Consider the following 11,845-nt stretch of genomic DNA (forward strand, 5'->3'; position numbering starts at 1 on the left):
CGTGAGGGGCCGCTATGCCGCGATTCAGGGGTTTGTTAAAGTCGGAGGATGGATTCCAGCCTGACGCCAGACGCCCTGCGCGGGCTGCTGTCCGCCGACGCCCGAACCGTGGCCCCGCTGCTGCTCGGCGCAGTGCTGACGCACAGCAGCCATGGTGGGCCGGTAGCGGTGCGGATCACCGAGGTCGAGGCCTATCTGGGGCCGGAGGACTCGCTGCACCCTGATCCCGGCTCGCACACTTTCCGCGGCCAGACCCGGCGGAACGCCCCGATGTTCGGCCCGGCGGGGCACCTCTACGTCTACTTCACCTACGGGATGCACCATTGCGCCAACATCGTCTGCGGCCCCGAGGGAGTGGCCTCCGCCCTGCTCCTGCGCGCCGGTGAAGTCGTGGTCGGGGAGGAACTGGCCCAGGCGCGGCGGCCGACGTCGAAAGCCCCGAAGGACCTCGCCAGCGGTCCGGCCCGCTTCGCCACCGCCCTGGGACTGACGACGGCGGACAGCGGCCGCGACGCGCTCAGTGCACCGTTCCGGCTCGAGCTCCCGGCCGTGCCGGCGGCCGCGATCAGTTCCGGGCCGCGGGTGGGCGTCTCCGGCGCCGGCGGCACCGACGACTACCCGTGGCGCTTCTGGCTCAGCGGCGACCCGACTGTATCCCGTTACAAGGCCGCGAAGGTCCGAACGGCTTAGCCGGCAATCATGGGCGAAGGCAAGCGCGGGAAGCCAGGCAGCGAGCTCGAACGGCTGGTGATCTTCGAGCAGCTCGCCGCCGAGTACTTCCGGATGGTGGCGCTGTTCCAAGCCGACGCGGAGCCGCCGGCGGTGCCCTCCAGCGCGGGTGGGACAGAGGGGGAGCGCCGGCATTGGATCGAGCTTTTTCGGGCCGCACTGCTGCGCAAATTCATCGTGCGCGATGAACACGTTTCACTCAAGCTGGTGGTGAGGGCACTCCGCCTCTGCAACTACTCGGCGGACCGACACCTGACGGAAGGCACGGAACACGTGGTTGAGCTGTTCACCGCGGAGATGGTCCAGGGACGTCAACGTGTGCTGCCAGGGCCCGGCCATGACGAAGTGCCGGCCCCGGATGAAGGGCCGGACCGCTTCGAAGACGTTCTCTATGGACGGCTTTTGCACGGCGACGCCGACCGCTTCCGCCGGTCCGGTTGGGCAAACGACTACGCCCGCCTCAGCGCCGCAGCGGACAGCCGGTTCGACGCGGAGCACGCGCTCGCCAAGGCGCTGGAACTCGTCAGGTACGGATTTGCCCATGACCTCTTGCGGTCCCCGGAAGCAGCGGGTGACGCGGCCGGGCCCCCGACGGCCGGAGGGTAGGCCGGTAGCCCGCGGCCGGAACGGCCGTTTGCTACCAGCCAGTAAGATTGATGGGTGAAACAAAGCGAGCAGGCCCAGCCCCAGACCAGCAACGCAATCCCGGTGGACGAGCTGATCGCCAGCCTGTGCGCCACCGTCCCTGACTACCCCAAGCCGGGAATCATCTTCAGGGATCTGACCCCGGTCTTCGCCGACGGGGCCGCCCTCAAAGCTGTGGTCGATGCGCTGGTGGCGCCCTTCCACGGCCAGTTCGACGCCGTCGCCGGGGTGGAAGCCCGGGGCTTCCTGTTGGCTGCGGCCGCCGCCTACGCCACGGACACCGGCGTCGTCACCGTCCGCAAGGCCGGCAAGCTGCCGCGCGAAGTGGTCTCCGAGGACTACTCGCTGGAATACGGCACCGCCACCCTGGAACTGCACAGCTCGGACCTGGCGCCGGGTACCCGGGTGCTCATCCTCGATGACGTCCTCGCCACCGGCGGCACTTTGGGCGCAGCCTCCCGGCTGTTCGAACGCTGCGGCGTCGAGGTGGCTGGCGTCGGCGTCGTGATGGAGCTCGGCGACTTGAACGGCCGCGCGGCCCTGGCCGGCCACCGCATCCACTCCCTGCTGAACCTCTAGCGGCCAGCAAACGCCTCGGTAGAATGCCTGCAAAAAGTCCAGTCTGATGAAAACTGACATATTTCGGGAGCGAACACCGAAATGGTTGTAGAATGGTTGGTCTGTCTTTTTCGATAGGGGAACGTTCGATGCACGACGCTGATTTGGCCCATGAACGCGACTATGTAGCCGGACTGTATGCCCGGCTGGATGAGCTGCGGGCGGAGAAGCGCGCCCAGCTCGCCCAGGTTCGCCGCGCCGGTGCCGTGGGCACCATGCAGAACGTCTCCGAGCGGGACGCGTTCGCCGCACTCTACGAGGACCGCCTCGCACAGCTCGACGCCGTCGACGACCGCCTCGTGTTCGGCCGCCTCGACCTCGACTCCGGGGAAGCCCAGTACATCGGCCGCATCGGCCTGACCACCGAGGACCTGCAGCGGCTGATGGTGGACTGGCGGGCGCCCGAAGCCGGCCACTTCTACCAGGCCACCGCCTTCGACCGTCAAGGTGTACGCCGACGCCGGCACCTGATCCTGCAGGGCCGCGAAGTCAAGGCCATCGAGGATGACGTGCTCGACGCCGACATGCTGGCCGACAACGCCTCCCTGCAGGGCGAAGGCGCGCTGCTCGCGGCCCTGAACTCCAAGCGCACGGGCCGGATGTCGGACATCGTGGGCACCATCCAGTCCGAGCAGGACCGGATCATCCGTTCGTCCATCTCCGGTGCCCTCGTGGTCCAGGGCGGACCGGGTACCGGCAAGACCGCCGTCGCCCTGCACCGCGCCGCCTACCTGCTCTACACCCACCGGGACCGGCTCAAGACCGCCGGCGTGCTGCTGGTGGGCCCGTCGTCGTCGTTCATGAACTACATCGAACGGGTGCTGCCGTCCCTGGGCGAGACCGGCGTCGTGATGGCCAGCCTGGGCCGGCTGATGCCCGGCATCCACGCCGTTGCCGAAGACGATTCAGACGTCGCGGCGATCAAGGGCCGGCTCGACATGGCCGAGGTCGTCGCCAACGCGGTCGCCAACCGGCAGCGGATCCCGGCCGAAAACCGTGTCCTCGAAGTGGACGGCCGCAAGCTGGTGCTGACGCCGAGGCAGGTCCGCCGTGCCCGCGAAAAGGCGCGCGCCACCGGGAAGCCGCACAATGAGGCCAGGGTCTCCTTCGTCAAGATCCTGCTGCGCGAACTGACCGAGCAGATGACCGAACTGGTCGAGGCCAGCAGCATCGGCAACAACGCCGACCGTTCCTACCTCGCGGAGGACGTCCGTTCGGCGCGTGACGTGCGTGTGGCCCTGAACCTGTGCTGGATGCCGATGACCCCGGAGAAGCTGGTGGGCGAGTTGCTGAGCAAGCCCGCCATCCTCGAGGCCTGCACCCCGAACCTCAGCGCGGCCGAACGCGCCCGACTGCTCCGGCCGGCCGGTTCGCCGTGGACCGAGGCCGACGTGCCGCTGCTGGACGAGGCCGCCGAACTGCTCGGCGAACTGGATCCGGCTGCTGGCCGTGGCCTGGCCCAGCAGGAGCACGACCGGGCCCGCGATCTCGCCAACGCCAAGCAGACCCTGGTCAACATGGAAACGGCCGGGGTGGATGTCCTCATCTCAGCCGAAGAACTTGTGGACCAGAACCAGGAACGCGAGGCGCGGCTGACCGCGGCGGAGCGGGCCACGAGCGACCGCAGCTGGGCGTTCGGGCACATTGTGGTGGACGAGGCGCAGGAGCTCTCGCCCATGCAGTGGCGGCTGCTGGTCCGCCGCTGCCCGCTGAAGTCCTTCACGATTGTCGGCGACATCGCCCAGACGAGTTCGGTGGCCGGGGCGAAGTCCTGGCAGAGCGCGCTGGCCCCGATGTTCGGGGACCGCTGGCAGCTTGAGGAACTCACCGTCAACTACCGCACCCCGTCGCAGATTGCCGAGGCGGCGGCCCGGATGGCCAATGCCGCCGGACTCGTCGTCTCCGCGCCAAAGGCAGTCCGCGAGGGACGCTGGTCGCCGGTGATTGATCGCGTCGAGCCCGGGGCGATCGTGGACCGGCTCCTTGAGGTGCTCCCCGAGGAACTGGATGCGCTCGACGGCGGCCTGCTGGCCGTGATCGCCGACGGCGGGCTCTTGCCGGAGGCCACCGCCGCGTTGCGCGCAGCGTACGGCCGCCGCGTCGGCACGGGCGCCGGCAGCTACGAGCAGGACATCGTGGTGATCAGCCCCCGCGAGGCCAAGGGCCTGGAGTTCGACGGCGTCGTGGTGCTGGAACCGTCTGCCATGCTCAACCACGAGCACGGCCGGGTAGGCGATCTGTACGTCGCGATGACCCGCCCCACCCAGCGCTTACGGCTCATCGCGGCTGCTCCCGTACCGGCAGGCATCGAAGACTGAGGCTCCCCTCCCCGGTGGCGGCGGCCTGGGTTGCCGCCCCGGACGCTGCGGCTGTGCCGGGCCCGTCACGACGGCGCCGTCGCGCCCGGCGCCGTCACGAGCTGGAGCGGGGCCGTCCGGCCCTGTCGATCCTGCTAACTTAGATTCCGTGTCCCAGCTAAATGATCTTCAGTCCCAGCAGAACGACCCCGGCTTCGCCAACATCTGGCAGGAGCTGAAATGGCGCGGCCTTGTGCACGTTTCGACGGACGAGGCGGAGCTGGAGAAACTGCTCGCCGGCGCCCCCGCAACGTACTACTGCGGCTTCGACCCCACCGCGCCAAGCCTGCACCTGGGCAACCTCGTGCAACTGCTGCTGATGCGCCGGCTCCAGCTGGCCGGGCACAAGCCCCTCGGGTTGGTGGGAGGTTCCACCGGACTGATCGGTGACCCCCGGCAGACCGCCGAGCGGGTGCTCAACACTCCGGAGACCGTGGCGGAATGGGTCGGCCGGCTGCAGGGCCAGGTCCAGCGCTTCCTCAGCTTCGAGGGCGATAACGCGGCCCGGATGGTCAACAATCTCGACTGGACCGCCCCGCTGAGTGCCATTGATTTCCTGCGCGGCATCGGGAAGCACTTCCGCGTCGGCACGATGATCAAGAAGGACATCGTTGCCACCCGCCTGAACTCGGATGAGGGGATCAGCTACACCGAGTTCAGCTACCAGATCCTGCAGGGCATGGACTACCTGCAGCTGTTCCGCGACTACGGTTGCGTGCTGCAGACCGGCGGCTCGGACCAGTGGGGCAACCTCACCAGCGGCACGGACCTGATCCGCAAGGTGGAGGGCAAGCACGTCCACGCGCTGGGCACGCCGCTGATCACCAACTCGGACGGCACCAAGTTCGGCAAGAGCGAGGGCAACGCGATCTGGCTGGACGCGGAGATGTGCAGCCCGTACGCCTTCTACCAGTTCTGGCTCAACACCGCCGACGCCGACGTCGCGGCCCGCCTCAAGGTCTTCACCTTCCTCAGCCGCGCCGAAATCGAAGCCCTCGAAACCTCGGTTGCCGAGCGCCCGTTCGCACGTGTTGGCCAGCGGAAGCTTGCCTACGAGGTGACCTCGCTGGTGCACGGCGTCGAGGCCACCGAAAAGGTCATTGCCGCCTCGGCAGCCGTGTTCGGCGGCGGGGACCTGACCGCACTGGACGCAGAGAGCCTCAAGGCCGCGACGGCGGAACTGCCCTCCGCCACCGTGGACGGCTCCGGGCTCGGCATCATTGACCTGCTGGTGGCTACCGGGCTCTCCGAAAGCAAGTCCGCGGCCCGGCGTACCGTGGGGGAGGGCGGGGCTTACGTGAATAACACCAAGATCTCCGACCCCGACGCCGTCATCACGGCCGACGAACTGCTGCACGGGCGCTACCTGTTGCTGCGCCGCGGCAAGAAGAACCTGGCAACCGTGGAGGTTTCGGGAGCCTAGCCGGCACTGCACGGCTAAGCAGCGGTTCAGCCTCATGCACGCTCCCCTCCGGCCGATTTGCACGGCCGCAGGGGAGCGTGTATTGTTTTCTGAGTCGCCGCCGTTGAGCGGTGACCAACCCCCAACAAAAAAGAAGCAATTCTTCCTGCGCAAGATGTGGGAAAGCGAAATTGCTTCGAATTTTGCTGGGCGGATTCGCTTCTTCGGAGTGAATTTCGGAAGAACTTCCGGGTTTGCAAAGTGGAAATGAATGAAATAAGCTAAATACATCGCAGCGAAGAAATGCGGAACAAAAAGAAATTCACTGAGTGAATTGTTTCGAGAAGTATTCGAATGTGTCTGTTGTTTGAGAACTCAATAGTGTGCCAAGTTTGTTGATACCAATTTTKTATTGAATTGGTTGATTGTGCCGGGCCTGCCACCCCGTGGTTGGGTCCGGTGTTTTTAGCTGGTTTCAAATTTTGTGCATTGTGTTTATCCCGTTTTCCCGGGGTTGCATGGTGTGTCTGTTTTACTTCAACGGAGAGTTTGATCCTGGCTCAGGATGAACGCTGGCGGCGTGCTTAACACATGCAAGTCGAACGATGATCCGGTGCTTGCACCGGGGATTAGTGGCGAACGGGTGAGTAACACGTGAGTAACCTGCCCTTAACTCTGGGATAAGCCTGGGAAACTGGGTCTAATACCGGATATGACTCCTCATCGCATGGTGGGGGGTGGAAAGCTTTATTGTGGTTTTGGATGGACTCGCGGCCTATCAGCTTGTTGGTGAGGTAATGGCTCACCAAGGCGACGACGGGTAGCCGGCCTGAGAGGGTGACCGGCCACACTGGGACTGAGACACGGCCCAGACTCCTACGGGAGGCAGCAGTGGGGAATATTGCACAATGGGCGCAAGCCTGATGCAGCGACGCCGCGTGAGGGATGACGGCCTTCGGGTTGTAAACCTCTTTCAGTAGGGAAGAAGCGAAAGTGACGGTACCTGCAGAAGAAGCGCCGGCTAACTACGTGCCAGCAGCCGCGGTAATACGTAGGGCGCAAGCGTTATCCGGAATTATTGGGCGTAAAGAGCTCGTAGGCGGTTTGTCGCGTCTGCCGTGAAAGTCCGGGGCTCAACTCCGGATCTGCGGTGGGTACGGGCAGACTAGAGTGATGTAGGGGAGACTGGAATTCCTGGTGTAGCGGTGAAATGCGCAGATATCAGGAGGAACACCGATGGCGAAGGCAGGTCTCTGGGCATTAACTGACGCTGAGGAGCGAAAGCATGGGGAGCGAACAGGATTAGATACCCTGGTAGTCCATGCCGTAAACGTTGGGCACTAGGTGTGGGGGACATTCCACGTTTTCCGCGCCGTAGCTAACGCATTAAGTGCCCCGCCTGGGGAGTACGGCCGCAAGGCTAAAACTCAAAGGAATTGACGGGGGCCCGCACAAGCGGCGGAGCATGCGGATTAATTCGATGCAACGCGAAGAACCTTACCAAGGCTTGACATGGACCGGACCGGGCTGGAAACAGTCCTTCCCCTTTGGGGCCGGTTCACAGGTGGTGCATGGTTGTCGTCAGCTCGTGTCGTGAGATGTTGGGTTAAGTCCCGCAACGAGCGCAACCCTCGTTCCATGTTGCCAGCGCGTAATGGCGGGGACTCATGGGAGACTGCCGGGGTCAACTCGGAGGAAGGTGGGGACGACGTCAAATCATCATGCCCCTTATGTCTTGGGCTTCACGCATGCTACAATGGCCGGTACAAAGGGTTGCGATACTGTGAGGTGGAGCTAATCCCAAAAAGCCGGTCTCAGTTCGGATTGGGGTCTGCAACTCGACCCCATGAAGTCGGAGTCGCTAGTAATCGCAGATCAGCAACGCTGCGGTGAATACGTTCCCGGGCCTTGTACACACCGCCCGTCAAGTCACGAAAGTTGGTAACACCCGAAGCCGGTGGCCTAACCCCTTGTGGGAGGGAGCTGTCGAAGGTGGGACTGGCGATTGGGACTAAGTCGTAACAAGGTAGCCGTACCGGAAGGTGCGGCTGGATCACCTCCTTTCTAAGGAGCGCCTACAATCACCGTGCCTCATGTATGTGGGTGTGTCGGGGTTGTCAGGAGTACGCCCGTTGCGCAGACGTAAGTTCTGCGGCGGGTGCTCACGGGTGGAATATCAGCAAATAGCGGCCGCATGGTTTGGTCCTTGCCCAGTACGGATGCTTTTGAGTGTCCTGGAACGGTGGGGGCCYGGGTTGTGCGGTTTAGTGTTTGGCACACTGTTGGGTCCTGAGACAACAGGRCCGGGGGGAGGGYGACTTTCTTCCGGGACTTGTGTTTCTGGTTTCCCGGCTGCAGCGTTTCATGCATTGTGTGGGTCCTTTCGGGGGTCCGGGTGTGTGGGGTGTGTGGTACGGGGTTGTTGTTTGAGAACTACATAGTGGACGCGAGCATCTTTTATAAGAAGCAATTTCCAAGAATATGAACCTGGATCTGGTTCCATGCCTTCGGGTGTGGGGACGGTTTCATGGTTCTCTCGAAAATTACTCCTTGATCTTTTGTGGTCAAGTTTTTAAGAGCACACGGTGGATGCCTTGGCATTAGGAGCCGAAGAAGGACGTAGGAATCTGCGATAAGCCTGGGGGAGTCGATAACCGGACTGTGATCCCAGGGTGTCCGAATGGGGAAACCCCGCCAGACGCGCGAGTGATCTGGTGACCCGCATCTGAACACATAGGGTGCGTGGAGGGAACGCGGGGAAGTGAAACATCTCAGTACCCGCAGGAAGAGAAAACAATAGTGATTCCGTCAGTAGTGGCGAGCGAACGCGGATCAGGCTAAACCGTTCCATGTGTGATAGCCGGCGGGCGTTGCATGGTCGGGGTTGTGGGACTTTCCGTTCTGTCTCTGCCGGGACAGTGGGGTGAGAGCATGTGCATAGGTGAACGGTCTTGAAAGGCCGGCCAGAGAGGGTGTGAGCCCCGTAACCGAAATGTAGTGTGCCGCCTGGGAAGTATCCCAAGTAGCACGGGGCCCGAGAAATCCCGTGCGAATCTGTCAGGACCACCTGATAAGCCTAAATACTCCCTAATGACCGATAGCGGACCAGTACCGTGAGGGAAAGGTGAAAAGTACCCCGGGAGGGGAGTGAAACAGTACCTGAAACCGTGTGCTTACAATCCGTCGGAGCAACCTTGTAGTTGTGACGGCGTGCCTTTTGAAGAATGAGCCTGCGAGTTAGTGTTACGTCGCGAGGTTAACCCGTGTGGGGAAGCCGTAGCGAAAGCGAGTCTGAACAGGGCGTTGCAGTGGCGTGATCTAGACCCGAAGCGAAGTGATCTACCCATGGCCAGGTTGAAGCGACGGTAAGACGTCGTGGAGGACCGAACCCACTTCAGTTGAAAATGGAGGGGATGAGCTGTGGGTAGGGGTGAAAGGCCAATCAAACTTCGTGATAGCTGGTTCTCCCCGAAATGCATTTAGGTGCAGCGTTGCGTGTTTCTTACCGGAGGTAGAGCTACTGGATGGCTAATGGGCCCTACAAGGTTACTGACGTCAGCCAAACTCCGAATGCCGGTAAGTGAGAGCGCAGCAGTGAGACTGTGGGGGATAAGCTTCATAGTCGAGAGGGAAACAGCCCAGACCACCAACTAAGGCCCCTAAGCGTGTGCTAAGTGGGAAAGGATGTGGAGTTGCGAAGACAACCAGGAGGTTGGCTTAGAAGCAGCCATCCTTAAAAGAGTGCGTAATAGCTCACTGGTCAAGTGATTCCGCGCCGACAATGTAGCGGGGCTCAAGTACACCGCCGAAGTTGTGGCATTCAGATATTAGCTAAGCCCTTGTGGTTCAGGCGTCTGGATGGGTAGGGGAGCGTCGTGTGGGCAGTGAAGTCGCGGTGTAAACCAGCGGTGGAGCCTACACGAGTGAGAATGCAGGCATGAGTAGCGAAAGACGGGTGAGAAACCCGTCCGCCGAATGATCAAGGGTTCCAGGGTCAAGCTAATCTGCCCTGGGTAAGTCGGGACCTAAGGCGAGGCCGACAGGCGTAGTCGATGGACAACGGGTTGATATTCCCGTACCGGCGAAAAACCGCCCATGCTGAACAGGGGATACTAACCGCCCGAGACCTGCCCGATCACCCTTGTGGTGTGAGGGTTTTGGTGGAGCGCGGGACCTGATCCTGGGAGGCAAGCGTATTAACAGGTGTGACGCAGGAAGGTAGCCGAGCCGGGCGATGGTTGTCCCGGTCTAAGGATGTAGGGCGAACGGTAGGCAAATCCGCCGTTCATGATGCCTGAGACCCGACGGGACCCCCGTATGGGGGGATTCGGTGATCCTATGCTGCCTAGAAAAGCATCGACGCGAGGTTTTAGCCGCCCGTACCCCAAACCGACACAGGTGATCAGGTAGAGAATACTAAGGCGATCGAGAGAATTATGGTTAAGGAACTCGGCAAAATGCCCCCGTAACTTCGGGAGAAGGGGGGCCCCCATCGTGATGGACACAAGCTGTCCGGAGCGTGCAGGGGCCGCAGAGACCAGGGGGAAGCGACTGTTTACTAAAAACACAGGTCCGTGCGAAGTCGCAAGACGATGTATACGGACTGACTCCTGCCCGGTGCTGGAAGGTTAAGAGGACCGGTTAGCCGCAAGGCGAAGCTGAGAATTTAAGCCCCAGTAAACGGCGGTGGTAACTATAACCATCCTAAGGTAGCGAAATTCCTTGTCGGGTAAGTTCCGACCTGCACGAATGGAGTAACGACTTCCCCGCTGTCTCAACCATAAACTCGGCGAAATTGCAGTACGAGTAAAGATGCTCGTTACGCGCAGCAGGACGGAAAGACCCCGAGACCTTTACTATAGTTTGGTATTGGTGTTCGGAGTGGCTTGTGTAGGATAGGTGGGAGACGTTGAAGCCCGGACGCCAGTTCGGGTGGAGTCATCGTTGAAATACCACTCTGGTCACTTTGGACATCTAACTTCGGCCCGTAATCCGGGTCAGGGACAGTGCCTGATGGGTAGTTTAACTGGGGCGGTTGCCTCCTAAAAAGTAACGGAGGCGCCCAAAGGTTCCCTCAGCCTGGTTGGCAATCAGGTGTCGAGTGTAAGTGCACAAGGGAGCTTGACTGTGAGAGAGACATCTCGAGCAGGGACGAAAGTCGGGACTAGTGATCCGGCGGTACATTGTGGAATGGCCGTCGCTCAACGGATAAAAGGTACCTCGGGGATAACAGGCTGATCTTGCCCAAGAGTCCATATCGACGGCATGGTTTGGCACCTCGATGTCGGCTCGTCGCATCCTGGGGCTGGAGTAGGTCCCAAGGGTTGGGCTGTTCGCCCATTAAAGCGGTACGCGAGCTGGGTTTAGAACGTCGTGAGACAGTTCGGTCCCTATCCGCTGCGCGCGCAGGAAATTTGAGAAGGGCTGTCCTTAGTACGAGAGGACCGGGACGGACGAACCTCTGGTGTGTCAGTTGTACTGCCAAGTGCACCGCTGATTAGCTACGTTCGGATGGGATAACCGCTGAAAGCATCTAAGCGGGAAGCTCGCTTCGAGATGAGATTTCCATACACCTTGTGTGTGAGAGGCCCCCAGCCAGACCACTGGGTTGATAGGCCGGATGTGGAAGCGAGGACTAACGACTCGTGAAGCTGACCGGTACTAATAGGCCGATAACTTACACCACACACTCCYTTGCGTGAACGGATTCAAAAGACGTTCACACCAGCASAGGAGTACAAAGAAACAAGACTGCTTGCGTCCACTATGTGGTTCCCAAACAACAAACCCGCCACGGGCACGTTGCTAGAAGGAACCAAAACTGAATAACAACACCACCACCGCCCCGCCACGGGCGGTAGCGGACAAGTTGTAACCACCAGATTTCCCACCCCGGGACTCTCTACACAGACCAGGGGCGCGGACACAGGGTTACGGCGGTCATAGCGTGGGGGAAACGCCCGGTCCCATCCCGAACCCGGAAGCTAAGACCCACAGCGCCGATGGTACTGCACCCGGGAGGGTGTGGGAGAGTAGGTCACCGCCGGACAACCATTACAGCCAGGCCCCGACACACAGTGTCGGGGCCTGAGCC

At 61.7% G+C, this 11,845-nt stretch carries 5 protein-coding genes and 3 rRNA genes; all 8 read left to right on the forward strand.

The window, feature by feature from the left end:
- Nucleotides 1-48 precede the first annotated feature (48 nt).
- The 8 genes from AB4Y91_RS16215 to rrf all read left to right on the forward strand — a co-directional run bounded on the left by AB4Y91_RS16215 (nt 49) and on the right by rrf (nt 11,800).
- Nucleotides 49-690, forward strand: coding sequence for a DNA-3-methyladenine glycosylase (locus AB4Y91_RS16215; protein WP_441419442.1), 642 nt, complete (start codon nt 49-51; stop codon nt 688-690).
- Nucleotides 691-699: 9 nt separating this feature from the next.
- Entirely contained in the window at nt 700-1,335 is a 636-nt protein-coding gene (locus tag AB4Y91_RS16220; RefSeq protein WP_441419443.1) for a hypothetical protein, read from the forward strand.
- 54 nt (nt 1,336-1,389) lie between these two features.
- Nucleotides 1,390-1,953, forward strand: a complete 564-nt coding sequence (locus AB4Y91_RS16225; protein ID WP_441419444.1) for an adenine phosphoribosyltransferase — start codon at nt 1,390-1,392, stop codon at nt 1,951-1,953.
- A gap of 128 nt (nt 1,954-2,081) precedes the next feature.
- Complete coding sequence (locus AB4Y91_RS16230; protein ID WP_441419445.1) at nt 2,082-4,310, forward strand: HelD family protein; 2,229 nt, start codon at nt 2,082-2,084, stop codon at nt 4,308-4,310.
- 148 nt (nt 4,311-4,458) lie between these two features.
- Complete coding sequence (tyrS, locus tag AB4Y91_RS16235; RefSeq protein ID WP_441419446.1) at nt 4,459-5,772, forward strand: tyrosine--tRNA ligase; 1,314 nt, start codon at nt 4,459-4,461, stop codon at nt 5,770-5,772.
- 516 nt (nt 5,773-6,288) lie between these two features.
- Nucleotides 6,289-7,815: ribosomal RNA gene (locus AB4Y91_RS16240) — 16S ribosomal RNA — on the forward strand.
- Nucleotides 7,816-8,313: 498 nt separating this feature from the next.
- A 23S ribosomal RNA gene (locus AB4Y91_RS16245) occupies nt 8,314-11,437 on the forward strand.
- Nucleotides 11,438-11,683: 246 nt separating this feature from the next.
- Nucleotides 11,684-11,800: ribosomal RNA gene (gene rrf / locus AB4Y91_RS16250) — 5S ribosomal RNA — on the forward strand.
- The 16S, 23S and 5S rRNA genes sit together here, the layout of an rRNA operon.
- The last annotated feature ends 45 nt before the right edge of the window (nt 11,801-11,845 follow it).

Source organism: Arthrobacter sp. YAF16 (assembly GCF_052113385.1).
Classification (GTDB): Bacteria; Actinomycetota; Actinomycetes; order Actinomycetales; family Micrococcaceae; genus Arthrobacter.

What these genes read in the sequence shown, in the direction of transcription:
- AB4Y91_RS16215 (WP_441419442.1), top strand. Translation starts at nt 49, where the DNA reads ATGGATTCCAGCCTGACGCCAGACGCCCTGCGCGGGCTGCTGTCCGCC.
- AB4Y91_RS16220 (WP_441419443.1), top strand. Translation starts at nt 700, where the DNA reads ATGGGCGAAGGCAAGCGCGGGAAGCCAGGCAGCGAGCTCGAACGGCTG.
- AB4Y91_RS16230 (WP_441419445.1), top strand. Translation starts at nt 2,082, where the DNA reads ATGCACGACGCTGATTTGGCCCATGAACGCGACTATGTAGCCGGACTG.